This window comes from Candidatus Hydrogenedentota bacterium, from assembly GCA_035416745.1.
GTDB lineage: Bacteria > Hydrogenedentota > Hydrogenedentia > Hydrogenedentales > SLHB01 > UBA2224.
Map to the genome: position 1 here is coordinate 84,459 of DAOLNV010000007.1, position 25,599 is coordinate 110,057.

General features: G+C 59.9%; 23 protein-coding genes. 5 read left to right on the top strand and 18 right to left on the bottom strand.

The window, feature by feature from the left end; translation table 11 throughout:
• Positions 1 to 2 precede the first annotated feature (2 nt).
• From PLJ71_04455 to PLJ71_04480, 6 genes are read right to left on the bottom strand one after another with little or no spacing between them, the layout of a single operon-like run.
• Complete coding sequence (locus tag PLJ71_04455; protein HQM47914.1) at positions 3 to 1,046, bottom strand: VWA domain-containing protein; 1,044 nt, start codon at positions 1,044 to 1,046, stop codon at positions 3 to 5.
• The gene (locus PLJ71_04460) at positions 1,043 to 1,972 is read right to left on the bottom strand and encodes a hypothetical protein (protein ID HQM47915.1); all 930 of its coding nucleotides are present in this window, start codon (positions 1,970 to 1,972) and stop codon (positions 1,043 to 1,045) included. The genes PLJ71_04455 and PLJ71_04460 overlap by 4 nt, the downstream gene beginning before the upstream one ends.
• Complete coding sequence (locus PLJ71_04465; GenBank protein HQM47916.1) at positions 1,969 to 3,258, bottom strand: peptidyl-prolyl cis-trans isomerase; 1,290 nt, start codon at positions 3,256 to 3,258, stop codon at positions 1,969 to 1,971. Before PLJ71_04465 ends, PLJ71_04460 begins: the two co-directional genes overlap by 4 nt.
• Before the next feature lie 21 nt (positions 3,259 to 3,279).
• Complete coding sequence (locus PLJ71_04470) at positions 3,280 to 4,140, bottom strand: DUF58 domain-containing protein (protein ID HQM47917.1); 861 nt, start codon at positions 4,138 to 4,140, stop codon at positions 3,280 to 3,282.
• A gap of 39 nt (positions 4,141 to 4,179) precedes the next feature.
• Positions 4,180 to 5,166 carry a MoxR family ATPase gene (locus PLJ71_04475; protein ID HQM47918.1) on the bottom strand — a complete coding sequence of 329 codons (987 nt, stop codon included), beginning with the start codon at positions 5,164 to 5,166 and terminating at the stop codon, positions 4,180 to 4,182.
• Positions 5,167 to 5,186: 20 nt separating this feature from the next.
• Positions 5,187 to 6,095: a hypothetical protein gene (locus PLJ71_04480; GenBank protein HQM47919.1), complete on the bottom strand. Its 909-nt coding sequence runs from the start codon at positions 6,093 to 6,095 to the stop codon at positions 5,187 to 5,189.
• Between the two features lie 272 nt (positions 6,096 to 6,367).
• On the opposite strand from PLJ71_04480, the gene PLJ71_04485 reads away from it, so the two are divergent.
• A complete protein-coding gene (locus PLJ71_04485) occupies positions 6,368 to 7,531 on the top strand; it encodes a response regulator (protein HQM47920.1) in 1,164 nt (387 codons plus the stop codon).
• Between the two features lie 30 nt (positions 7,532 to 7,561).
• Here PLJ71_04485 and PLJ71_04490 read toward each other — a convergent pair whose 3' ends face one another.
• From PLJ71_04490 to PLJ71_04530, 9 genes are all read right to left on the bottom strand, one after another.
• Complete coding sequence (locus PLJ71_04490; GenBank protein ID HQM47921.1) at positions 7,562 to 8,533, bottom strand: aldo/keto reductase; 972 nt, start codon at positions 8,531 to 8,533, stop codon at positions 7,562 to 7,564.
• A gap of 35 nt (positions 8,534 to 8,568) precedes the next feature.
• The gene (locus PLJ71_04495; protein ID HQM47922.1) at positions 8,569 to 11,220 is read right to left on the bottom strand and encodes a sodium/solute symporter; all 2,652 of its coding nucleotides are present in this window, start codon (positions 11,218 to 11,220) and stop codon (positions 8,569 to 8,571) included.
• Positions 11,221 to 11,633: 413 nt separating this feature from the next.
• The gene (locus PLJ71_04500; protein HQM47923.1) at positions 11,634 to 12,320 is read right to left on the bottom strand and encodes a hypothetical protein; all 687 of its coding nucleotides are present in this window, start codon (positions 12,318 to 12,320) and stop codon (positions 11,634 to 11,636) included.
• Between the two features lie 155 nt (positions 12,321 to 12,475).
• The gene (locus PLJ71_04505; protein ID HQM47924.1) at positions 12,476 to 12,787 is read right to left on the bottom strand and encodes a hypothetical protein; all 312 of its coding nucleotides are present in this window, start codon (positions 12,785 to 12,787) and stop codon (positions 12,476 to 12,478) included.
• 166 nt (positions 12,788 to 12,953) lie between these two features.
• The gene (gene hslV / locus PLJ71_04510; GenBank protein ID HQM47925.1) at positions 12,954 to 13,487 is read right to left on the bottom strand and encodes an ATP-dependent protease subunit HslV; all 534 of its coding nucleotides are present in this window, start codon (positions 13,485 to 13,487) and stop codon (positions 12,954 to 12,956) included.
• A gap of 29 nt (positions 13,488 to 13,516) precedes the next feature.
• Positions 13,517 to 14,449, bottom strand: a complete 933-nt coding sequence (locus PLJ71_04515) for a tyrosine recombinase XerC (protein HQM47926.1) — start codon at positions 14,447 to 14,449, stop codon at positions 13,517 to 13,519.
• 27 nt (positions 14,450 to 14,476) lie between these two features.
• Positions 14,477 to 16,762 carry a type I DNA topoisomerase gene (topA, locus tag PLJ71_04520; protein HQM47927.1) on the bottom strand — a complete coding sequence of 762 codons (2,286 nt, stop codon included), beginning with the start codon at positions 16,760 to 16,762 and terminating at the stop codon, positions 14,477 to 14,479.
• 76 nt (positions 16,763 to 16,838) lie between these two features.
• Entirely contained in the window at positions 16,839 to 17,297 is a 459-nt protein-coding gene (locus PLJ71_04525) for a DUF494 family protein (protein ID HQM47928.1), read from the bottom strand.
• Positions 17,298 to 17,425: 128 nt separating this feature from the next.
• Positions 17,426 to 18,574, bottom strand: coding sequence for a glycosyltransferase (locus PLJ71_04530; GenBank protein ID HQM47929.1), 1,149 nt, complete (start codon positions 18,572 to 18,574; stop codon positions 17,426 to 17,428).
• Between the two features lie 247 nt (positions 18,575 to 18,821).
• On the opposite strand from PLJ71_04530, the gene rfbF reads away from it, so the two are divergent.
• The 4 genes from rfbF (at position 18,822) to PLJ71_04550 (ending at position 22,108) form a co-directional block, all read left to right on the top strand.
• On the top strand, positions 18,822 to 19,598 hold the full coding sequence (rfbF, locus tag PLJ71_04535; GenBank protein HQM47930.1) for a glucose-1-phosphate cytidylyltransferase: 777 nt from the start codon (positions 18,822 to 18,824) through the stop codon (positions 19,596 to 19,598).
• Positions 19,599 to 19,650: 52 nt separating this feature from the next.
• On the top strand, positions 19,651 to 20,784 hold the full coding sequence (rfbG, locus tag PLJ71_04540; GenBank protein HQM47931.1) for a CDP-glucose 4,6-dehydratase: 1,134 nt from the start codon (positions 19,651 to 19,653) through the stop codon (positions 20,782 to 20,784).
• A gap of 12 nt (positions 20,785 to 20,796) precedes the next feature.
• Positions 20,797 to 21,792 (top strand): NAD(P)-dependent oxidoreductase, encoded by a 996-nt coding sequence (locus PLJ71_04545; protein ID HQM47932.1) that lies wholly within the window; start codon positions 20,797 to 20,799, stop codon positions 21,790 to 21,792.
• Between the two features lie 157 nt (positions 21,793 to 21,949).
• A complete protein-coding gene (locus tag PLJ71_04550; GenBank protein ID HQM47933.1) occupies positions 21,950 to 22,108 on the top strand; it encodes a hypothetical protein in 159 nt (52 codons plus the stop codon).
• 79 nt (positions 22,109 to 22,187) lie between these two features.
• Here the strand turns inward: PLJ71_04550 and PLJ71_04555 are convergent, their stop codons facing one another.
• From PLJ71_04555 to PLJ71_04565, 3 genes are all read right to left on the bottom strand, one after another.
• Complete coding sequence (locus PLJ71_04555; protein HQM47934.1) at positions 22,188 to 22,754, bottom strand: hypothetical protein; 567 nt, start codon at positions 22,752 to 22,754, stop codon at positions 22,188 to 22,190.
• A 64-nt stretch (positions 22,755 to 22,818) separates the two neighbouring features.
• Entirely contained in the window at positions 22,819 to 24,888 is a 2,070-nt protein-coding gene (gene recG, locus PLJ71_04560; GenBank protein ID HQM47935.1) for an ATP-dependent DNA helicase RecG, read from the bottom strand.
• On the bottom strand, positions 24,888 to 25,478 hold the full coding sequence (locus PLJ71_04565) for a hypothetical protein (GenBank protein HQM47936.1): 591 nt from the start codon (positions 25,476 to 25,478) through the stop codon (positions 24,888 to 24,890). Before PLJ71_04565 ends, recG begins: the two co-directional genes overlap by 1 nt.
• Positions 25,479 to 25,599 lie beyond the last annotated feature (121 nt).

Sequence of the window (25,599 nt, forward strand, 5' to 3'; positions counted from 1 at the left end):
TCCTAGGGAATAGCCTCGAACCACATACGCCGCACAAACACCGCTGCAAACATCAACAACCCTCCAAATACCGTGTACGGGAAGAAACCCTCCTCGTATTCGTAATAGTCGCCGATCTCAATCTCCGTCGCCTCCAACTGGTTGATCTCTTCATAGGCGCCCACCAGCGATTCCGTGTCCGTCGCCCGAAAGAACCGCCCGCCGGTCACGTCCGCGATCTTCTTCAACGACTCCTCGTCAATGGGCATTTGCGCGGGCATCATCACGTTGCCCCACAGGCTGCGGCGGGGGACCAGCACTTCCTCTTGAGAACCCGCGCCTATCGTATAGATCCGGATTCCGTATTCTTTGGCCAGGTTTGCGGCTGTCGCCGGATCCAGCTCGCCCGAATTGTTCAACCCATCGGTAAGCAGAACAATGACCTTCGTATCGGCCTCTGATTTTCGCAGCCGGCTCACTGCCAATCCGATGGCCGAGCCGATCGCGGTGCCTTGCTTCCGGGGATCGCGCTCGTCAATGTTGGCCAGTTCCAGCTCGCGATCGAGCAAGGCGTAGTCCAGCGTCAAAGGGCACTGGGTCCAGGCATACCCCGCGTACAGAACCAGGCCGAGCCGGTCGAGACCGTACCGGTCCTCGGGTTTCTGTTTACGGCTTGCGATGAAGTCGCGAACGGCGTCCTTGGTCACCTCGAGACGGTTCTTGCGCGCGCCCCGCGACTCAAAGTCCTGCGCGGCCATGCTTCCTGACACATCCACGCACAGCATGATGTCCACGACGTCGGCCCGGTCCAGACGGGGCTGAAGCCCTTTCAGAGGCCGCGCCAGCGCAACCAGGAGCAGCAGCAAGGCGAGCGCGCGCATCACCGCGGGCAGCCGCCTCAGAAGTGCACGCTGCGTGCTGCTTACCCTGTGAAGGATTTCTCCCGTTGAGATGCTTATCGAGCCCGGCGCGCGGGCAAAACATTCGAGCAGGAACAGCACCACGACCACCGGCGCCAGCAATAGCAGCCGGGGATGCATGAATGTGTTTACCTGAAGCCAACTCATGCCGCTTCTTCCTCAGGCGCTGGCCCCTGCTCCTCGACCGGAATCGTCTCATCGATGAATTTCAGTACCAGCGTGAAACTCTGTTCCATCTCTTCCACCGTGGGTTCGTACTGCGCGAATTTCACGCGGTCGCAGTGCCTCAGGAAGCGCCCTAGACGGCGTTGCTGAGCTTCCGTGAGCACGCCGCTGCGCGCCGCCTCCGACAAGAACTCGGGCGTGGTCTGCTCGGGCGCATGAATACGGAAACGGCCCTCGATATAGACACGCAGCACGGTCGACAACTCAACGTAAAAAGTCTGGAACTCGCCCTTTTCCGGATACCTCTGCGCGTCCAGTTCCCGCAAACGGTCGTAGGCGATTTCCCATGGCGGCCGCAATGGCTCAACATGCGGACGCCGCAGACGTTTCACAAAGAGCACAACGGCAGCGAGAACCGCCACGGCGATCACCACGCCCCCGGCCGTCCCCCATATCCACGGCTGAAGCCACGGACTGGGCAACTCCGCCGGACCCGCGTTTTCTTCGAAACGCTCGGCCTCAACCAATTCCTCGGGTGTCAGGTCCCGCACGCGAATGGCCGGAGACGGCACGGCGAACTCCTGGCCGTCATTCACTTTGACAACGGCCGGCGCGATCGGGTAGTAGCCCATGAAAATCGGGTCGAGCATATATGTTTCCCGAATCCGTGCCCGGCCGCGCGGGAGTTCCTCCCGCGTTCTTTCCGGCGAGCCATACACCGCAAGCCCGCCGAATTTCCCGGCCATCTCGGGAAACGACACCTTTGAATCCGCCGGAGCTTCGACCTCGATTGTGTACTCGGCCTGCCGATGGAACGGAATGACCGAAGGCTCGACTGTTACACGCACGTCAACCTCCGGCGCTGCCGCCGCGGCAAGAATCAACACTATGGACGTGAGGAGGCTCATTTCTTCGGCGGGTCCTCTTTCAACCGCTCCGGATAGAGCTGCACGCTGCGCGCCTTGAGCGTCTCGGCCACAAGCGCCTGGAACTGCTCGCGCTGCTTTTCAACTCGCAGCATGCGTTCGGCCTGTGCCTGGACATCCTCAAAGGCATGAACCTTCGCCGGGGTCTCGGTCACGCCAAACACGTACCAGGCACTGCCCAGTTGCACCGGCTCAGATACAGCACCCGGCTCGGCCGCTTTGACGGCCTCCAGGACGGCGGCATCGTGCTCGGCATCGCCCAGCCCTTGAACCAGTTGGCCGTCGCGCACGACAACCTTGGTTGCCCGTTCGGGGTCGTTCCGCGCCTTGGCCAGGTCTTCCTTGGCGGAATCCGCACTGTCGCCGGAGCCCACCAGCGCCATACGGGTCGCCGGTTCGGTAAAACGTTCAATCTCGGCTTCGTAGAAACGACGCACGTCCTCCGGAGTGATGGAAATCTTCGAATTGACCTCTTGGTCTATCAGCCGTCGTACGATCAGGCCGTCCCGTACTTGAGCCAGTTCCTCTTGGACCTCCGGCTCCTTGTCCAATTCGAGCCGCAGGGCCTTGTCCAGGAGCAACCGTTCCGCGACGATGTTCTGGAGAAACTCCGTCCGTTTCTCTGGCGAGTCAAAAGATTCCCGCGCGGCAGGCGGGAGCTTCTCGATTTCGCGTTCCAGGTCGCGGTCCGTGATGACCTGCCCGCCAAACTCTGCCAGCACGACCTCTCCCTCCTCGAGGTCGGCCGCCGTACGTTCGGGAGCCGTCCGCTTGCGCAGTTCGCGGCGCAAGTCGCTCGAGCGCCCGAGTTTCTCGAGGCACAGCACCACCTTCCCGTTGATTTCATCTTTCACGGGGCTGTCAGGATCGAGCATCTCGGCCTGGTACAGGAATTCGAGGGCTTTCTCGTACCGTTCCGCCTCTATCGCGAGCTTACCCACGCTGTAACACACATTCGCCCGCGCATCTGGCTCGAGCGGCGCATTCTCCAGATAATCCTCGTATGCGTCAATGGCCGCATCCGTCAGACCTTTCTGTTCGAGCAGCGTGGCGTATTCACGTTGCGCGGAGTTCGTTAGACCGCCCCCGCCGCCAACCTGCTGCACCGTCCCTCCGCGTTTCGAAGTCATAACTATCGCCGCTATCACGCAGGCAAATCCCGCGATGAGCAGGACGGTATTGACGAACGGCCACACGGTGGCCCGCCGCGAGCGCTCGCGGGTCTCTTCCCGAAACGCCTTCAATCTTTCCGGAGTATTTTCACTCACGTTTCGTTGCCTCGCATGTCATCAGCCGTATCGCCGCTCGCGCATACGGAAGAATCGGTAGATTTCATTCACATAAGACCTGTCGGTGTGCACGCTTATCACGTCCACGCCCGTCCGGCGGAAGATCTCGTCGCGCTTCTTGGCGCGCTGGCGCGCAGCCCGGGCGTACTCCTCCCGCACGCTGCGGACGCTTGTGTCCACCAATGCTTCCCGGCCGGTTTCGGCGTCCTGTACCGCGACCAGGCCGACATCCGGGAGGAAATCCTCGCGAGGGTCGCTTACGTGGACCGCGATGACGTCGTGGCGCCGGTTTGCCACCCGCAACGGCACCTCGTAGGCCTCGGCCATGAAATCGGACACAAGAAACGTCACTGCCCGCCGCCTCGTGATGCCATTGAGGAAATGGAGCGCACCGGGGATATTCGTGCCTTTTCCCCTGGGCTGAAAGTACAGGACTTCGCGGATCACGCGCAACACGTGCTTCCTCCCCTTGCTGGGAGGAACATACAACTCGATGTCGTCCGTGAAGATGATCAGACCGACCTTGTCGTTGTTCTGAATGGCCGAAAACGCCAGGACCGCGCAAAGCTCCGCCGCGAGCTCGTTCTTGAGCCGTCCGATGCTGCCGAAACGCTCGGACCCGCTCGCATCAACCATCAGCATGACCGTCAACTCGCGCTCTTCGGCCAGCAGTTTCACATGCGGCACGCCCGTTCGGGCGGTGACGTTCCAGTCGATCATGCGGATGTCGTCGCCGGGGACGTACTCGCGCACCTCGCGGAACTCCATCCCCTGGCCCTTGAATACGCTCTCATACTGGCCCGCGAGGATGTCGTTCACCATGTGGCTCGTCCGGATCTGAATCCGGCGTATCTGTTTCATTACTTCTTGCGGAATCATATCTGCGTCTGTTTCCGAATCCTATGGCACCGGCACCGTATCCAGAATCTGCCGGATAATATCCTCGCTGGTCATGTTCTCGGCCTCGGCTTCGTACGTGACGATGATGCGGTGGCGGAGAATGTCCATCGCCACCTGTTTGACGTCGTTCGGGAAAACGTTGCCCTCCCCCTGCATGAACGCCAGCGCCCGGGCGGCCTGCTGCAGGTAGATCGTCGCGCGGGGCGAAGCGCCGTATTCGATAAGGTGGCTGATATTGAGTTCGAATGCCTCGGGGTGACGCGTGGCCTGAACGATGCTGACGATGTAATCCTTGGCCTTCTCGTCTACGTAGATCTGATTGACGAGCGCCTGGGCCTGGAGGATCTCCTCGCGCGTGACTGCCGGGCGCACCTCGGGCGCGTGAAGCAGGTCTACCCGGTCCATTATCTCGCGCTCCTCGATTTTGCTTGGATAGTTTACGCGCAGTTTGAGCATGAACCGGTCAACCTGCGCTTCCGGCAACGGATATGTGCCTTCCTGTTCGATGGGATTCTGCGTGGCCAGAACCATGAACGGCTCGTCGAGCAGAAATGTTTTGTCTCCAATGGTCACCTGGCGTTCCTGCATGGCCTCGAGCAACGCGCTCTGCACCTTGGCGGGAGCGCGGTTGATCTCGTCCGCGAGGATGACGTTGGCGAAGATCGGGCCCTTCTTTGTCGTGAATTGTCCGTCCTTGGGGTTGTAAACCAGGGTGCCAATGAGATCGGCGGGGAGGAGGTCCGGGGTGAACTGAATCCGGCTGAAGGAGCATCTCATGGCTTGGGCGAGTGTTTTCACGGCGGTGGTTTTGGCGAGGCCCGGCACGCCCTCGATGAGGACGTGCCCGTTGGCCAGGAGGCCGACCAGGAGCCGGTCCACCATGTACTGCTGCCCTACGATGACCCGCGCCATCTGGTCGCGCAACCGCGAAACGAACTTCGATTGCGCCTCCACCTCTTTACGAATCGCCTCAACAGACAGTGCCATATGTTCGGTACCTCCCAGTATCATGAAGCCGGGGCTTCGTCTTCGTCCTTAGTTTGTGTTACTACGCGCGCGACCGCGCGGTAGTCCATATCCATCTCATCCTCGGTCGGCGCATATCCTTGAAAGCCGGCTTTCTGGGCTCGCGTCTGCAGCGAGGCCGCCAATTCGCCGTATGGGTTCCCCAGCAGCTCGCCAGCCTTCGCGAGGTGGACGTAAAATGCGTAAACGTCGCCCTGGACGCGGCATCGTTTGGCCTCATGAAGCGCCAGCCCGGCGGCGCGCACGTCGGGGGGGCGTTCGCCGCTTATTCCCGTTGTTTCTCCGGCTGGCCGGGGCGCTGGCGCGCCTCCCGCAGTCTTGCGCAGAAGAAAGACGCCCATCCCCCCGAGATAGAGCGCGGCGCCCGCGCCAATCACTGCCAGCGCGGCCCACAGCACGGTCCGATCTTTCCGCACCTCGACGCTGTATCCGCTCAGGCGGAGCTTCGGAACCTCTCGCTCCGGCTCCTGCTCTCCGGATACCTCCTCCGGTTGTTGCGACGCGTTCAGATCACCCGGAGTCAAGTAACCGACGCGTATTTCCGGAACCTCGAAGGTACCCGTTTTCCGGGGAGTTATGACAACGGTTTGCTGAACCACGTTCTCGCCATCACGCACAAATCCTTCGCTGGGACCAAGTTTCATCTCCGCCCAGTCTACCTCGTCAAATTCCGGCGGCAGCACCACGTACGCATCCGGAGCGCCGTGCCACCGCGCCGAGCACACTACCTTCGAAGCCCGGTTCAGATAAACACGCTCGTCGCCCGCGATCCGTTCGAGCGTCGGCTGAGACGCTGCCGGAAACGCAGCGAGTACTACGGCAACTAGGCCGCCCACAAGTATATAGACACAAATCTTCCCCTTCATGTCTGACCTAACAACAAGTATCATGCCGCACGGCGCTCCTGCTGTAAATGATTCGGATATATGTTGTTACAATGATTCCGCATGGTGTCGAATCTCCCCATTTGGGGCAGAACCGCAAACCGTAACCCATCTGGGGTATCCCGGAATCCCGTCGGACCCATAGTACTGATTGCGTAAAAAGGCGAAAAATGGTACTGTACGTTATGGAAAAGCTGGGGTATTGCGCGGGTTTTACGGTGAATTCGGATATAGTAGGGCCTATCTTAGTGTACTAGGTTTTAGGGGAGCCGTTCAGTATGACCTTACGTCAAGCCAAGGACCCTCCGACAATTCTGGCCGTTGACGACCTGCAAGACAACCTGAAACTTCTGGAACGCTTGCTTGCTCCCCGCGGGTACCATGTGGTCACAGCGGAAACCGGAGCACAGGCTCTTGAATGCTTCAAAGAGGTCTGTCCCGACGTTGTTCTTCTCGACCTCATCATGCCCGGCACAGATGGCTATGATGTATGCAGGGCCATCAAGGGCGACCCCCGGTTTCGACATATACCCGTAATACTGCTCACCGGCACAACCGAGCATGAAGCCTACGTGAAAGCCATGGAAGCGGGCGCCGACGATTTCGTCCTGCGTCCGTTTGACTCCGCCGTGCTTGAGGCGCGAATTGGCAGCGCCGTGCGGGCGAAGCGATTGCAGGACAAAATCATCGAGCATCAACGGCATCTCGAGCAGCGCATCAGCGAACGCACCGCAGAACTCGAGCGCATTCAACAGGCTACGGTTTTCTCTCTCGCGAAGCTCGCGGAATCGCGCGATCCCGAAACAGGCGAACATCTCGAGCGTATCCGCCGGTATGTGCGGCTCACGGCCGAATGCCTTGCCGGCAAAGGCCTGATGGATACGCCCATCACCGCTGAGTTCATCGAAAGCCTGTATGTGGCAAGCCCGTTGCATGATATCGGCAAAGTGGGGATTCCCGACCAGATCCTGCTGAAACCGGGGCGCCTCACTGCGCGCGAATTCGACGTGATGACGTGGCATACGACTATCGGAGGAGATACCTTAAGCGCGGCACATAAGGAAGTGGGCTCGAACACTCTTCTGGCTATCGGGCGCGACATCGCCCGTCATCACCATGAACGCTGGGACGGCACGGGATACCCCGATGGCCTGAAAGGCGAGCAGATACCCCTTGAGGCCCGCATTGTGGCACTTGCCGACGTGTACGATGCGCTGACGTCCAAACGCCCCTATAAGGAGCCCTACCCCCACGCAAAAGCGCGCGACATCATCCTCGAAGGCGCGGGGACGCAGTTTGATGAGCGGGTGATTCAGGCATTTCTCGCTTTGGAGGGTCCGTTTCAGGAGATCCAAGCCACGCTGCGCGATTCAAGCGCGCCGACCCTGCTGCAGCGCATCTTCGAGACCCTGCACGAGTCCGGTACCCGCGCTCTCGAGTGATACAGTGCCCTTCCAGCGCGTGACCATTGCTCATACCGTGGGAATCGACGGCGGCGGGAATAGCTTATCGAGCTTTGCGAGAACGTCATCGGGGATAGACAACGCCGCGGCCTTGAGGTCCAGCGCCAACTCTTCGGGCCGCCACGCGCCCAGGATGCAGCTGGTGACATCGGGCTGCCGCATCACCCAGGCGATGGCCAATTCGGCGGCCTGCACGCCGAGTTCATCGGCTATCCCCGTGAATTCCTGGGCTTTCTGGATGCGGTCTTCCCGAAAATAGAGGCCCCGGGTGACCGGATTCTGTCCGTCCACCGCGGCGCGTGACCCGCTCGGCGGCGCCTGGCCCGGCTTGTAGATCCCGGCCAGGAGACCGTGTCCAAGCGGCGAGAACGTGACGTTCCCGATCCCCTCGACGCGGGTCGTTGGGAATATCAGGGTCTCGGGGAACCGGTAGACGAGGTTATACCGTGGCTCGTTCGCAGCCACTTCCCGCGCGCCCAGTGCGCGTGCGACGGCGTTAGTCTTCGCTAGCAATCCCGCCGGCCAGTTGCTTACGCCCCAGTAAAGGACCTTTCCCGACCGAATCAAATCGTCCATAGCCCGCACGGTTTCCTCGAGTGGCGTATTCGGGTCCGGACGATGACACATCAGGACGTCGACATAATCCATGCCGAGTTTCCGCAAGCTCTCGTCGCAACTCTCACGAATGTGTTTTGCGGACAGACCGGACGCATTCGGCCCTTCCCTCCAATGCCCGCCCACCTTTGTAAGCACGAACAGCTCGTTGCGGGGATAATCCGCGAGACATTTCCCGAGCATGGTCTCGGCATTGCCGTTGCCGTAGCCGTTTGCCGTGTCGAAATAGTTCACGCCGGCCTCGTAGGCGAGCCGGACCATTTCGCGCGACATAGCCTCGTCGCAACGGTCGCCCAGATTCATATCAGTGCCCATGCCCAGGGCGCTGATACGAACTCCCCATTTACCCAATTTCCTGTAGATCATAGCTCATTTCCACCGTTGTGTCGCAAGACGCTACTCTAGTCTTCCTGTGGACGCCTCCCCAGGGTTGCCCAGGTGAGGCCGGTAATATCCTTGGCAGGCGCGGGTATGAGCAGACTCGCCACATACCCGGCGCTGAAGCTCGTGAGGATTCCTGTCGTAGAGTACAGCAAGAAGCTTACGTCTGTGTACCTCTCGACATAATACAGCACGCCGGCGCCTGCCACCGCGCCAATCAACGCGCCTGCTCCGTGCGCGCGCCGGGTAAAGATACCCAGCGCGAACACGCCCGCAAGGCTGCCGCCGAAAAGACCGATGATGCTCATGTATTTTTCCCACAACCCCGTTATTTCGCTTACGGCCACGTAAAGAGCTACTGCCGTCGCAAACACGCCGAGCCCGATAGTCAGCGCGCGCGCAAGGCTCAAAGCCGTCTTCTCGCTGCCACCCCCGCTGAACCTCCGGTAGAAGTCCGTAACCAGTACCGCCGATACGCTGTTCATGCTGCTGTCCAGGGAGGACATTGCCGCCGCGAAAACCGCCGCAACCACCAGCCCGCCCACTCCCGAGGGCATCTGCTGCACAATGAACAGCGGGAAAATCTGGTCCGTCGTCAGGTTCGGGTCCAGTTGGCCCGGGTGCTCTTTGTAGAACACATAGAGCGCGGTTCCAATACCGAAAAAGACCATGAAACTGGGCAGACTGAAAAGGGCGCCGGTCCAAATCGAGCGCGCAGCCTGTCTCTCTGAAGACGTCGTCAGGTACCGCTGGATAACCGTCTGGTCTGTCGTGTACGGGATTAAGGCTTCGAGGAAGCGCCCCAAGATCACCACGAAGAACACTTTTTGCGTGATATCCCATCCCCACGTCGCCAAATGAAACTTCCCGTCGGCGTATCCCGTCTGAATCATGCCGATAAAGCCGCCGTCTACCGAGCCGCTGATCAGGAAGAAGGACAGCCATGCGCCCCCCAGCAGAATGATGACCTGGAGTACGTCGGTCCAGATAACGGCCTCGATCCCGCCGAGCACGGTGTAGAATGTGCACAACAGGCCCATCGCCAGAATGGAAAGCCGAAGGTCAATTCCGGTGACTGCTGACAGGGCCAACGCCGGTAGCAGCAGCACGATCCCCATGCGGCCGAGTTGAAATACCGTGAAGGCCGTGCTTCCGAACATCCGCACGCCCAGATTGAACCGTTTTTCGAGGTACTCGTAGGCCGATGTCACATTGAGCCGCCGGAAAAAGGGCAGGTAGAAGTGAACCACAATCAATGCCACCAGTAAGATAAGCACGTTGCTGACCGAGTATATCCAGTTGCCCTTGTAAGTCGTTGCGGGCGTCGCCAGAAACGAGATTGCGCTCAGCAAAGTCCCGTAGATGCTCATGCCGGCGGCCCACCATGGCACGCGGCGGCCGCCAATGAAATAATCGTCGGTACTATTCTCACGCCGCGAGAAATAGAGGCCCATCACGACAAGTACCAGAAAATAGGTGCCGACCACCGTATAGTCGAGCCACCCGAAGGCTTTGCGCGTACGTTCGGGCACTCCCCAGAGCACCCGCTGTACGCGCTGCCCGGGCTTTGGTTCGCCGCCAGGGACTACAATGCCGCGCTGAAATACTACGGCGGGGGCCGTCAACAGCGAATCAGGGATTTCCCCGAACGTTGTCCATGTGTTTGTGACCGTGTGGTATCCAAGAACGCCCAAGGGATATCCAGGATGGTTGCCGCCCAGCTCCACGATCTGGTCCACGAGCTTGCCATCGTCCCCGCTGAAGACCAGGATGTGCGTATCTCCCCAGGCAATCGCCGGAGCCGCCGCGATAGGACGCGGCGACGGCTCGAGGCGCTTCCATCCCTGTCTGGGGGTGAAACGGTAGGCATCGGTGAGATACTCGCGGCTGACGCCATTCTGGCGGAATGCCGCGCCGGAAAACATGAACAGCGACCCGTCTTGCGCCGCTGCCACGGGAAGAATACGCGCGGGGCCCGGCCACGGCTCGAGCGCTTCCCATCCAGTATCCAATTCGTCGAGGTCCAACTTCCAGAACTGTTCCAAATCCATATCCGGGCCGCTCTGACCGGCACCCGCGTAGATCACGTTGCCAATTGCCGCCGCGAATCCCAGCGCCATAGGACTGGGCAACGCAGGCAATTCCCATTGCACGACTGCCGCGCCGTCCCATTGCAGAAGCAGGACGCTGTCGTAATATGTCTTGTCATGCATCCCGCCGATGCAGACCACGCCTTTGGCTGTGGAAACCGACGCGCCGTAAGACAGGGGAGCCGGAAGGCGGCCGGCCTTTCGCCAGGACCCGGTCTTCACGGCCTCGCCCAGTGGTTGTTTCGCTTTGAAACGGAACAGCTCCCGAAGGGCGCCCGCAACGCCCGCCTTCTTTCCCGTCCCCTCAGGCAAGGTATACACATGGATTGTGTCAAGCCAGTGTTTTGTGCCCCCCGCCAGAAAGGAACCCTCCCACCTTGTGCCGCCCGCCACGATCAGTGCCGTGCCGCCGGACGCGGCTTCGTTCACGCCCGCGAAGTGTCCTCCCATGGGTTCCGGCAGTTCGGGCATGTCTTCCCACCGCATGGACACGGCGTGCGCGGCGTCTTCCGTCGCGAAACACAAGGAAGAAATGAGAACAGCCATCGGCAAGAAGGCAAGAAGTCCTACGCGTATTGGCAAGATGTCCCCTTATGTATCAGTTCCTGAAAGAGTCACCCTAACAGAAGGCTCGAAATGGGGTCAAAATTCTGGGGAATCGCCCAGTCCGCGCGGCTGGCCGTGGGCTATCCCCTGCCGCCCCTGCGAGGCTCCGTACATGCTCGTAAAGCAGCGACAGGGCTGAGCATGGTATCGCGGTTCGCCCGGGCTGCCGCCTGCGGGCTCCCGCGGGGCTCCGGAAGGCGCCGTTTGTTCACCCGCTGTTGCTGCCTGGTCTCTGCCGGACCTACGGTGGCCAGGGCTCCGAGTTTGCTCTTATTCAGGAGTCGTATTGGGCCGGTCCGTAGTCACAAGGCCCCTTCTTTGGCGGCCATGCCGTGCCGCGCGCAGCGCATCAGGCAATTGCGGTTATTCCATTTTCGAGCGGCGTGCCGCTATTTGCGCACGCCCAGTGCGGCATACACGCTGCGCTTCACCTTACGGGCGAATTCCCACGCCTTGCTTGGTTTTGGCGCAAATTGCATATGGCGGGGTCCCGCGTCGATGCAGCGGTCGAATTCTTCACGCGTCATGCCCAGGTTCTCAAGAAACATTGTCATGACATCCTCTGGGCATTCCTCCTCAGGCTCCTCTCTTAACCGCCGCAGCGCCTCTCCCCGTTCGAGTTGCCCCGCCTGTATCAGCCGTGCCATCGTCAGCCGCCTGACCTCCAACCCTGGAAAGCGCCGATTGTGAAGATACGTGGTAACAGGATGAATGCCGCAGTCGGTGTGCTCCGTGGCGTGTTCGGGCGCCTGCCACCCCAGTTCCTCTCGAATAACGCGGTAAATGGTCTCGTAATCCCATTCGACGTAGTCCGGAAGGTTGATCCATGCGCATAGCCGAAGGCGTTTCTGCGCACCCCACCAGAACCAGCGGTAACCGATGCGCCGCTTCAAGCTGCCTTGATACATCAAGCGCCGGCACGCCGGGCCGGCGGGTTCCCCTTTCAAGACGTTCTGTATGTAGGCCACGGGACCCGTCTGGAACATTTCGCGGGTCAGCGGCAATTCGGTTCGTGCCGAAGACCCTCCAAACACCAAGGGGACGTCGTACATGTCCGCAACGAGTTCGGAGGCCATAGAAATGCCCCGCAGGCAGACGGAACAGAAGTACCCGGCTTTTTACATGAACAACGCAAAAAGGCTGTTGACCATTTTGGGATCAAGACAGTAATAAACGTGTTCCACGCCGAAAATACGGCAGGCCCGGTCGATGTTTTCACGGGCGTGAGGCGTCAAGTAGCTGTTGTCTCCAACGTGTAGGCGAGCGGTTTCAGGCCGAACTCTTTCACTGCAAGGTACAGTACGTACATGCTGTCTTTGCCGCCTGACAAGGGGACCAGCACGTCAAAGGGCTTCTTCTTGCGTTTTGCGTCGGCGCACAACTGCTCGAGGACCTTGCGCTTTGCCGGAAGGCCTGCATCCCAGTTACGCCACCGTTCCTCGTGCGCCCTGCATACACTGCAGACGCCGTGTTCATCGAAGGAGATGCCGGGAAACGTTGCGGGCAACACGCACTTGGAACAGATCTTTTGACCGTCATTCACGGCGATACCCTCCCTCTTTAAGACGCCTCGCGATACCGAATCATGCGGGCCGGCCCCGCGGTCTTCAACGTATCCCGTTTCTGTTTCTCTCAGCAGTCAATCGCGCGGCAATGCCATCTCGAAATCCCTGTTCAGAAATACAGCAGCGAATACGCATGAGCCCGGCTCACAGTGTCTCGACGCGGATGTGGTCGTTTGTATAGATGCAGATTCCGGCGGCTATGAGCAGGGCTTCCCGTACAATTTCCTCGGCCGTCATCGACGTGTGATGCATCAGGGCGCGGGCGGCGGCTAAGGCAAAGGCCCCGCCCGAGCCGATGGCGATGATTCCGTCATCGGGCTCGATGACTTCCCCGCTGCCGGCGATCAGCAGCGACTGTTCCTTGTCGCATACCGCCAGCAACGCATCGAGGTTCCGGAGGTATTTGTCGGTCCGCCATTCCTTGCCCAGTTCCACGGCCGCGCGCGAGAGGTTGCTGCTGTATTGGCTGAGCTTTCCCTCGAACCGTTCGAATAGGGAGATGGCATCGGACACGGAACCCGCAAAACCGGCCAGCACACGCCCATCGGCCAGCCGCCGGATCTTGCTTGCGGTCGACTTCATAACCGTGTTGCCCAGCGTTACCTGTCCGTCGGCGCCAAGAGCGACTGTGTCGCCTTTCCGCACCGCACATACTGTGGTTGCGTGAAACGTGTCCATCGTGTCCTCCAAAGCCTGCTTTGCGTATCTCACGCGTGGGGATGCGCCTGCCGGTACACTTCCTTCAGGCGGTCGACGCTTACGTGGGTATAGATTTGCGTGCTGGACAGGCTCTCGTGCCCGAGCATCTCTTGCACCACGCGCAGGTCCGCTCCGCCGTTCAGCATATGCGTAGCAAAGGTGTGACGCAAGGTGTGGGGTGAAACGTTGCGATGGCCGGGAAGCACGGCACGCACGTATTTTTCGACCACCCGTTGCACGCTTCTCGTCGTGAGCGGGCCGCCCCGCGCATTCACGAAAACCCGAAAATGACCGGGATGGCCCAGGGAATTCCTTACGGTGAGATAAGCCTGTAACGCCTCGAGCGCGAACGAACCCAGATGAGCGATACGCTCTTTTCTTCGTTTTCCCAAGACCACCATCGTGCCGCCGATCAGATCGACGGCGTCAAGCGTCAAGCCCGCCAGCTCCGCGCAGCGCACCCCGCTTGAATAGAGGGTTTCGAGAATGGCGCGGTCGCGCCGGCCCAATGGGGTCGCGGCGTCCGGCGCCTCCATCAAAGCCGTCACTTCTGGAATACTCAGCACATCCGGAAGGTCGCGCGCAAGCTTCGGCGAACGCACCGCCTGGGCCGGATTCTCTTCCAGAACCCCTCCACGCACGAAGAACTTGTAGATGGCGCGAATGGCTGACAACTTCCGCGCCGTGGTGCGAGGGGAAGAACCAAGCGTGCGCAGATGTCCCAGAAACGCGCGGATATCGTTCCGGTTGGCGCGGCGCAAGGTATCAAACCGGGGCTCGGGGGCTTCCTGCTTGTCTTCGGCGGAAAACGCCGCTGGCCCATGTTCGAGGTAATCGCAAAACTGGGCGATGTCATTGAAGTATGCGCGCTGCGTATGGCCCGAGAACCCGCGCTCGGCCGCAAGGTAATCCGCGAACCGCCGGACCTGCGGATCCCTCATCCCATTCTCCCCTTCCGAGAAACGAATCTAGACCTCGGACTGCTCCGCCACGTGAGGCTCGGACGCCTTGGTTTCGGCGGCGAACTCCTTATGCTCATGATTGCAGGCAACGCAGTGCCAGATTCGTTGCCTACCCCGCTTGGACCCCATCGTCCAAGGATGACCGCACTTGGGACAAGGCGTCTCAGCTTCCTTATCCCCAAAGACGCTGAACCGGCACTTGGGATAGCGTGAACATCCAACGAAGCGTTTTCCGCGGCCCAGGCGCCATACGAGGTCGCCGTCACAGCCATCCTGCGGGCACTTCAGGCCGACAGGCTCCGCCGGTTTCTTTTCTTTGCCGTCTTTCTTCAGCGTGTACGTGCATTCGGGGTAGCGGGAACAACCCAGAAACTTGCCAAACCGGCTCCGGCGGTACACCATGGGTGCGCCGCATTGTGGGCATGTGACATCGGAGGGTTCCTCCTCCTTCTTCCGCTTCACATTGACCCGCCCATCACAGTCGGGATGTTTCACGCAGCGCAGGTACGGACCGAAACGGCCGGTCATGAATTCCAATTCGCTGCCGCACTTAGGACATTTTGTGCCCTCGCCGACGGTCTCGGTCACGATCTTATGCTGAGCGGCATGCAGGTCTTTTTCAAACTCGGTGTAGAAGCTGCGCAACAAGTCGTGCCATTCCCGCTGGCCCTCTTCCACCTCGTCGAGTTCATTCTCGAGTTCCGCAGTGAAATTGATGTTCAGAATGTCCGGGAAATTGCTTACCAGGACGTTATTGACGTTTTCGCCGAGAGGTGTTGGACACAGCCGGCGCTTCTCGCGCACAACATAGCCGCGCTCAACGATCGTGTTCATGATTTGTGCATAGGTGCTGGGGCGTCCGATGCCATTCTCTTCGAGAGCGCGAATGAGCGATGCTTCAGTGAAGCGGGGGGGAGGCTGCGTGAAGTGCTGTTCCGGCTTATACGCTTGAAGCCGTGTTTCTTCTCCTTTTTGAACCCCAGGAAGCAAACCGGCGGTAGCATCGTCCTCGCCGGGATCCTCGACGGTTTCCTCATACATCGCCAGGAAACCTTTGAACTTGAGAACCGCCCCGGTCGCCCGGAAGATGTGCTCTCGCGCCTCCACATCGATCGACGTCTGATCGAAGATGGCCGAGGCCATCTGGCACGCTACGAACCGTTTCCAGATCAACGTGTACAGCTTGAGCTGGTCGGTATCGAGAAACCGGCCTATCGTTTCCGGCGTATGGCCGGCGCTCGTTGGGCGAATGGCCTCGTGAGCATCCTGGGCCCCCTTCTTGCTGCGGTAGAAATTGGGTTGATCAGGCAGCATGGCCCGCTCGAAATGCGTCGCGATATGCTGACGCACGTCTTGAATGGCTTCTTGCGCCAGGCGGGTGGAATCGGTGCGCATGTACGTGATGAGCCCGACGCGGCCCTCCGCGCCCAGAGCGATACCCTCGTACAACTGCTGGGCGATCACCATGGTCTTGCGGGGAGCAAAGCCCAGTTTGCGCGACGCCTCCTGCTGAAGGGTGCTTGTGATAAAAGGCGGATAGGGGTGGCGCTTGACTTCCTTCTTCTCGACGCCTGCGACACGAAACTCAGCGCCATCAAGAGCAGTCAGAACCGCCTGAACCTGCCCCTCGTTCTCGAGATCCGCTTTTTCGCCGCGGACCTTCGTAAGCCGCGCGGTAAAACCCTCCTCTCGGGGAGTCAAGAAATCCGCATCGAGGGTCCAATACTCGCGCGGCACGAAATTGCGGATAGCTTCTTCCCGCTCGCAGACCATCCGCACCGCCACCGATTGAACTCGCCCCGCGCTCAGCCCGCGCTGCATCCCAAATTGGAGCAACGGGCTGATTTTGTAGCCCACCAGCCGGTCGAGGATACGCCGCGCCTGTTGTGCGTCAACAAGGTTCGCATCTATGGGACGCGGATTTTTCGCGGCTTCACAGACACAACGCTTGGTAATCTCGTTGAAGACTACCCGTGCCGCGGGTTTCCCGACCTTCTCCAGCAGCGCCGCCACATGCCACCCAATCGCTTCTCCCTCACGGTCAGGGTCTGTTGCAAGCAAAATGCGGTCGGCTTTTTCCGCGGCCTCCTGCAGCTCCTTGACCGCCTTTCGCGACTCCTTCAATTGGACATATTGAGGCTCGAAGTTCCTGTCGATGTCGACGCCCAACGAGCTTTTGGGCAGGTCCCGGACGTGACCGTAGCAGGCTTTCACCATGTAGCTCGAACCAAGGAATTTATTGATGGTCCTCGCCTTGGCAGGGGATTCTACAACGACCAGATATCTCGCCATATATTGCTCCTGATCAAACAACGACGCCGCTTCCCACCCACGGGAAGGGCGTCAGGCAAACCACATCGCCAGCTTATCAATGGAAGGTTTCCGTTTGGCCTTCCATCACGCCGTAAATCGTCTGCTGTGACTCAAAATCGCGTCCGCCGCACACTATCCAGGAAAGCAGATAATCCAACTCATCCAGGCCGATGCGCCCGTCAAACTGAACCACGTTGTCCAGGATGGCTTCTCGCTCCTGCGGTGAGATCAGCCCGTAGAATTCGAGCCGGCTCAGGGCATCACGGGCCTCGGCCGTCATTTTATGAAACTCGATTTCCGCCAGTGCGCGGACCGGCACTGGTTGCGCCTGCTGAACCATGTGATAGGGGACTACTCGGCTGCCAACTAACTTCATTGCAGCATCTATATCGCGCTTCTTATATCCTTGACCGGCTAACCACTTACGAAGTCCTATCTCTGATGTGGCCCGTTCCGGTTGCTCTTGAATCCGGCGGAGGATAACATCCACCAGCTCGATAAGGGATTGCTTCATGCACCACTCCAACTGTTGACCATTCCAGACTCCACGTTGACGCTCATATTGTAGGAGCCAGTATGCCTACTGTCAACCCGGACGCAGAGGCCGCGGCGGCGCAAAATGCGTAAAACGTTATAAGTGAGCTATTTACGCATAATATTCAGGAACTGGGCACGACGGCGAAGCCCTACCCGGTCCCATGTGAATTCCTCTGCGCGGGCTCTGGCGGCTCGAGCCATGTTTTCACGAAGCTCACGGTCCCGGGCAATCGTGTGAATCCGTTCGGCCCAGAGGTCGACATCATATGGATCCATTACATACCCTTCCACCCCGTCTCGCACAATCGCCCCGCCGCCCATGGGGCTTACCAGGGAGGGGAGCCCCCACCCGAGAGCCTCATAACTGACCAAGGGGCTGCCTTCTTCGTGGGTCGGGAAAATGAACACATCGGCCTTGCGATACGCTTCGTTGATGTCGGTGGTGTCCTGGGGAATTATCACGTCGCTGCGGTTCAGATACTCTGAATAGTGCTCGGAAACGGCACACTCCATATCGCCCAACAAGAACAGCAGCAGCCGACCCTGGATTCCTGCCCGCTCCCACATCTTCAGCAGCCAGGGAACCCCCTTCCGCACGCACCCCCGTCCCACAAAGAGGAAGGTTGGGCAGTCCGGGTTGGAAACGGCCTTATCTTGGAATCGGAACCTTCGTGGTTCCCACCCATAGCTCGACTGCAGGACCTTAGCCTCGGGGACTCCCGCGTCCACGAGAGAGGCTGCCACATTGTTGCTCGGCGCAAAGACGTAATCGGCCAGCGCCATTTTTTCGCTCTCGACGGTCACGTCCGCTTCCTTGATGCCGTGCTTGGGCGGCCAACCAAGTTTCTCATAGGCCTCACGGAGTACTCGGAGTGAGGTCTTTCGATGACAGTTGATGCGCTCGGCGACAATCGTTATGCCGCGTTGCTTGACGGATCGATAGAGCTCGACCGATACCGCCGGCCAGAGATAAGCAATATCGCCGTCATGGAACCCGTTCAGATACCGCTTTTCGAGGTGGCGTATGGCCCAGGTGGAAACGAGCGGTTTGCGATACAGATTCAACCTGCAGAGAAGCCGGAATAGCGGCCGGGGCATGCCCGGGCGCAGAAAGCCGTCATTCAAATGCGCTGCGAACTGCGGCGACCAGTACTCGACTGGAAAGGCCTCGTTTCGCATGGCCGACAGCAGGGCATAGCATGCGTGGGTAGCGCCCTTATCTTGACAGAAAACGGGGTATAAAGCCTTGATCATAGTCTCTCACATAGCCCCTGTCTGGATTCCAGGGAAACAGGGCGCCTCTTTTCTGCGTCTTGAACCCGTGCAAACCGCCGTATACTATGGAAGCTGCGAAGGAATCGCAACTTACGCCGAGAGGGGAGGCTGGAGACTAAGGCTGGAGTCCACCGGGCTCTCGTTCGGGGTTTTGTCGTGGAATGGCTCGGCAGGCTGATACTCGGGCCCCTGAGAAACGGATGTCGAGTTCGAGCAGGGGGTAAACGTGAAGACCGTCATCCTGTGTGGTGGAAAAGGCACGCGCATCCGCGACGTGTCCAGCGAGATTCCAAAGCCGATGGTCCCCATCGGGGAGTTCCCTGTGCTCAAGCATATCATGGACATTTACAGTCTGCACGGTTACCGGGATTTCGTGCTCTGTCTGGGTTTCAAGGGATGGAAGATCAAGGAGTACTTCCTGAATTTCCGCGCGCAAACAGCCGACATCACGATCGATATGGCCAACAACGGGACGGTGCGTTACGCCGATACCGAAATGCCGCCGTGGCAGATCACCCTTGCTGAGACGGGCCTCGAAGCCATGACGGGTTGCCGCATCAAGCGCATTCAGAAATACGTCGGCAACGATCGGTTTATGCTGACTTATGGTGATGGCGTTGGTGACGTGAACATCAGGGCATTGGCCGATTTCCACCGGTCACACGGCAAACTCATCACCATTACGTCCGTGCGGCCTCCCGCGCGGTTCGGCGAACTGGTGGTCAAGAACAACCAGGTCACCTCATTCCAGGAGAAACCCCAAGCTGCCGCCGGATACATCAACGGCGGATTCTTTGTGTGCGAACCCGGCGTGTTCGATTATGTGACGGCCGAAGAGTCGTGCACCTTCGAGCGCCAGCCGCTTCAGCGCCTCGCGCGCGACGGACAGATGATGACCTACTATCATGACGGTTTCTGGATGCCGATGGACACGTTCCGCGAGTATACCCTGCTCAACGATATGTGGAATCGCGGCGAAGCCCCATGGTTGAAGAAAAGCTGACACCGCACCGTAACGGCCCGGACAGATGAAGTCGCGGGGAGGAAAAGCACACATGCCGTTTCGCGATTTTTACCGTGGCAAGAAAGTGCTCATCACCGGGCACACCGGTTTCAAAGGCTCCTGGCTGGCAAGCTGGCTCGAGATTCTGAACGCCGAGGTGTACGGCCTTGCCCTCGAACCCAATACCGACCCGGCGCTGTTCGATATCCTCGGCCTGAAAGACCGGGTGAATCACCGCATTCTCGATATCCGCGACCCGGAACCGCTTGCGGCTCACGTAGCGGCCGTGAGGCCCGACCTCGTGTTTCACATGGCCGCCCAGCCAATCGTGCGCCTCTCTTACGAAATCCCCCTCGAAACGCTCGACACCAATGTCATGGGCACTGCCCACCTGCTGAACGCGATCGATCGTGCGGGCTATGGCCCTGAACGCCCCTGCGGCGTAGTAGTCATCACGTCGGACAAGTGTTACGAAAACCGGGAAACCTATGCCGCCTACCGCGAAGACGAGCCCATGGGCGGGCATGACGTGTACAGTGCCAGCAAAGGCATGGCGGAACTGCTCGTGGCTTCCTGGCGACGGTCTTTCTATACCGAAACCGCGGACGCGCCCGCCGTCCGCCTGGCAAGCTGCCGCGCGGGAAACGTCATCGGCGGCGGAGACTGGTCGCCCGACCGGATCATGGTCGACGCCATGAACGCCCTTATGAAAGATGAGGCAATCCCGGTGCGCAATCCCCTCTCTGTTCGTCCCTGGCAACACGTGCTCGAGCCGCTTTCGGGATACCTTCAAGTTGGCGCGGCGCTTCTGGACGATGACGCATCCTTCGACTGCAGGACGCCGTGGAATTTCGGACCCGGCCGCGAATCGGAACGCACGGTGGCGCAGCTGTGCGACGCTATCGTGGCCGCATGGGGAGGGGGCGCGTGGACACAGGCTATCGAGTCGGAAGCGGTCCACGAAGCCCGTTTCCTCAAGCTCGCCATCGACAAAGCGTGGCATTTCCTCGGGTGGCAGCCGGTCTGGGATTTCCAGACCACTGTCGCGGAGACGGTCTCCTGGTACAAACTGGCACATGAATCCAGGTTTGATACGTCGGCTATGCGCGAAAAAACGCGCGGGCAGATTATGAAATACACGCAGAATGCTTTCGACAGGGGTTTGCCCTGGGCCGATTCCGCGTAGACAAGGCCTGCTATGTCCGATACGACACCTCTTGCGTTGACGGACCGCAAAATCCTGGTTACGGGTGTTCAAGGGTTCATTGGAATCCACACGGCGGCGGCGGTCCACCGTATGGGCGCCCGGCTCGTCGGCGTGGATGTCGTGGCCCAGTCCCAGCGTGCGGACCGCGTCCGGGAGTCTCTGGGGTATCCGCCTGTCGCTGTTCACGCAGTTGATCTCCGTGATGCGGAGGCCACCGTCCAGATACTCCGCCAAATGCGTCCCGAGATGGTCATCCACTGCGCCGGGTCCATCGAGCGCACGGACGAATCGTCAAGCTGGAACCGCGCCTTCGAAGGGAATGCCGCGCTTACGGCCTCCCTGGTCGATGCCTTGGTTGGCTTTCCCGAACCCGAACGCCCGGTGCTTGTCATGCCTGGCTCCCAGATGGAGTACGGGACGGCGCCCATGCCGTGGACCGAGGACCGTCATTGTGAACCGTTCAATGCCTACGGCGCGGGAAAGCTGGCGGCCGCCGAGAGCGTCCTGGGGGCTGTGCGGCGCGACGGACTTCGCGCATGCGTGTTACGATTGCCGATAGTGTTCGGTCCGGGGCAACCGCCGTCGCTGTTCGTGCCGGAACTGATCGGCAAAGCCCTTTTGCGGGAGGCAATCCCGATGACTGTCGGCGATCAGCGCCGGGCATTTCTGTATGTGGACGACGCGGCGGGATTGCTACTCGAGTCGGGTATCCGCGCGGCTCAACCCGCGCCGTTTCCGCCGCTGCTCAACGCCCCTGCCTATCCGCCCATGGCCATCCTGGATGTGGCGCGCATGGTCGCCGAATCGCTGGATGCGGCTGGCTTGCTGCGCGTGGGAGCCCTGCCAAGGCGTGCAGGCGAGCTGCTCGAAGCGTGGCCGGATGCGTCGCTCGCCCGTTCCCTCGGCTTTTGCACACGGAACCAGCCTCTGGAAGCCATTCGCCGGACAGTCGCGTGGTACGAGGCTAACCGCTGGTTCCTGTCGTGAGCGCTCCTTTCCTTCTCAACCTGATGGAATAGGCCGATGCCGTCTCTGGTTTTCTTTATCAAGAGAGCGAATCACGAACTTTAACGGGCGCGTTTCTACTTGAAATGCGCCCGCTCCGCAATCCGGAGACGTTGCCGGACGAAAGGAAACAGCAGCCATGTTTTGGAGCAAGCGCGCCAGCCCAAAGCCGGAGCGGGTAGCAGCCGGGGCCGCCGAATCCCGGCGGCCCGGGAATCGCAATGCCGACCAGAACCCCGAGTTTCTCATCCGTCTTGAACAGCTGATAATCGCGAACATGCTCTGGATGGCACGATAGAAGTCTGTCGCAACCTGAACAGAAAAGCTCCAGTTCATGGGAGCTTTTCGTCTAAGCAGGTGGTGATACGCGCCGTTCGCTAGGGCATATAGGGCGGAACGGGAGGCGGGCTGGCCCAGTCTGGTTGGAAAGCCTCCTTGACGTTGGGCATCAGCATGAAGATGAACAGGATCGTCGGGTAGACTAACCCGAAACACATCCCGCCAAACATGCCAAAGACCATGCCGCCCATGAACGGAGCGGCCTCAGGTCCGCTTTGTTGTGCCATCTTCTCGATCATCGGAGCATATATGATGTAATAGGAAACGATAGCGCCGATGACCACGGCCACCCACGCGTAGACGCTGTACCCGATTGAAAGGTACCGCGCCCAGGGACGCAGTTTGAGCAAACCAATGTCCGCCGCCAGAAGCGCGGCCGATGCCGCCATGCCCAAGGCCGTGCTGACATAGGTATACGTCATGAAACGAGGATCACTCATCATCTGCTGGAAAGGGTTTCCCATCTGTTGTGCTTGCGGGACGTTCTCAAACATCCTTTGCGACAGCGATGACATGATAAGCCCTATCGGAGTGCATGTAATCCCCATTACCCCGAAGGCGATGTTCAGGATCCCAAAGACCGTTACTGCCGTTGGCCGCTGCATGACGAAGCCCTCCCTGCTCCCGAAAAGAGTATAGGCATGGGAGGCTTCGGGCTCAAATGCGAAATCACAGGTTCACGGCCCCGTACCGGCTGGCTAATTGGGCCAGTGGACGATGTTCAGGGCTGGACAGCTCGGGATCGCGCCGGAGGATGGCTTCGGCTTCGCGGCGGGCTTGGTCGAGGAGGCGCACGTCGCGGATCAAGTCGGCAACGCGCAGGTCGCTCATGCCCGATTGGCGCACGCCGCGAAATTCGCCGGGACCGCGCAACTGGAGATCGGCCTCGGCAATGTCGAAGCCGCTGTTGGTGCTGCACATAATCTCCATGCGTTTCTTGCCCTCGGGAGTCTTGTGTTTCCCCAGAAGAAAACAATGCGAGGGGTGGGCGCCCCGCCCGACACGGCCCCGAAGCTGGTGAAGCTGGGTAAGGCCGAATTGCGGCGCATCTTCAATCACGATGGTGGTGGCATTGGGGCAATCGATGCCTACCTCGATCACCGTGGTGGTGAACACTACGTCCAGTTCGCCCCGTTTGAAACGGTGCATGACCGCGTCTTTCTCCGCAAATGCCATGCGCCCGTGAAGAAGCCCAGTCCTGAGATTCCGAAACGGGCCCGCCGAGAGTTCTTCGAAATGGTTGACCACGGATGTCAGGTCGCGCTTGTCGGACTCCTCGACCAGTGGACACACGATGTAGGTCTGCCATCCTTCTTGTGCCTGCTCGGCGATATAGTCATAGAGAGCCCCGACTTTTGCGGGGGTGACGCGCCGCGTTTTCACGGGCTGCCTTCCGGGTGGGAGTTCGTCGATGACGCAGATGTCCATTCCCCCGTATACGGTTATGGCCAGGGTGCGCGGAATGGGGGTAGCGGTCATGTGGAGGATGTCGGGATGCGTCCCTTTTCGGACCAGGGCATCGCGTTGTACCACGCCGAAGCGGTGCTGCTCGTCAATGATGACCAGTCCGAGATTGCGGAAATCGGTCTTTTCCTGAATCAGCGCATGGGTCCCGATCAGTACGTCAACGTCCCCCGACGCCGTCAGTTGGCGCACGCTGCCCGCTGTTCCCGTTGAACCGGTAAGCACCTCGACCGACAGGCCCAGCGGCTCGAGGGAATCGCGGAGGTTCAGGGCGTGCTGCTCGGCCAGAATCTCTGTCGGCGCCATCAGCGCGGTCTGGTACCCCCCATCAGCGGCGGCTGCCACAGCGTGCAGGGCCACAACCGTCTTCCCACAGCCCACATCCCCCTGAAGCAGCCGCACCATCGGGCGGGGCGAAGCCATGTCTGCCAGAATGTCGCCAACCGCGCGTCGTTGGGCGGCTGTCAGAGTGAACGGCAGCGATTCGCGCAACGCCTTAAGGCGCGGACCGTCAATGGCGTGCCTGTAGCCGTCCTCTTCATGGGCACGCCGCGCACGGCCCTGCAGTATGCCGAGCTGAATGCCCAGGAGTTCTTCGTAAGCAAAACGGTCGCGGGCCTTTCGGGCTTCCTCCATGCTCGCGGGGAAATGGACCGCTTCGATGGCTCGGCGCACGTCGCGATGCGGCCAGCGTCTGGCTATTTCGGCAGGGAGCCTGTCCTCAACCAAATCCTTGGCTTCATCCAGGGCAATCCGCACCCAACGCCGCAACATCCGTTGTGACAACTTCTCGGTGAGACGGTAAACGGGCACGATGCGTCCAGTATGGAGCCTATCCTCGTCGTCATTTGACAACAATTCGTAGTCGGGATTCCGCAGGCTCAAACCGTTCCATTTCCCTACCGCACCTGTGAAAAAGCCTTGTTTGCCGGGCGTCAACGTGCGCGAGAGAAACCCTAACCCGAACCATACGGCCCTGACCTCGCCCGAGTCGTCGCGAAGCAGTGCTTCAGTGGCGGAGAGCCGGCGGCGCAAGCGCAGGGAGTTCGAACGCACGACCTCAGCCCTGATGGTGGCGGTATCGCCATCTTTCAGGCGTGCTATCGGTGTGGGTTGGCGGCGGTCCTGGTAGTCGCGGGGAAAATGGAAAAGCAGGTCGCGGACGCTGGCGATCTCAAGGTTGAGAAGCAGCAGGGCGCGTTTTTCGCCGATACCGGGAAGCGAAGATACAGGTTGCTCGAGTGAAAAGGCTGCGCCAGGCCCTCCGGCGTCCATCACTGAATCAGCTCGGCATTCTTGAGCACGAAAAAGAATTTAGGCCCTTCTTGCTCCCGCAACTCCAGCTTGCCACGCAGGGCGAGCACACCGCCCTCCGCAAATCCCACCGGCTCGGCAGTTCGGACGTACATGGCCTGATTCGTGGGCGGCCGCTTTTTCCAATAGCATTCCAGTGGCAACGGTGTCAGAAGGACTTCGGGCACTCCCTTGTAGTTGGTCGAATGCGAATGTCCCAGAACAAGGTCCAGTATGGGCAGGGACGGAAGCATGGATGCCTGGGTATGGTTGTGCTCCTCGACCGGGGCATCGCCGCCCAGGGGAATGCCGTATCCGACGATCGTGATCTGTTTTCCGTCGAGAGCCTTTACCTCGTCAGGGTATGAAGGAACTGACTCGAAGGCGCCCCCGGTCTGTCCCAACAGTTCCCAGCTTACGGGGCGCATGCCCTTCTGGACCAGGGATTGCCGCACGCTTTTCGCGGCCTCGGTGTGGAGATTGACGATGTTGCTGATACGGTACCACTGGTTGAATGAAGCCACGGCCACAATGACGACCACCACTCCGACAAGAGTCAATATCTTTCTCATGAAACAGCCCTCTTTACCCGGCCACAAGATGCCGCGTCGCGACTCTTGCGACCGCTCTAACGGCAAAACGACGGAATTCGAAACTTTGGAATGCCTCATTTTGGCCTATTTCCGTCCCCGA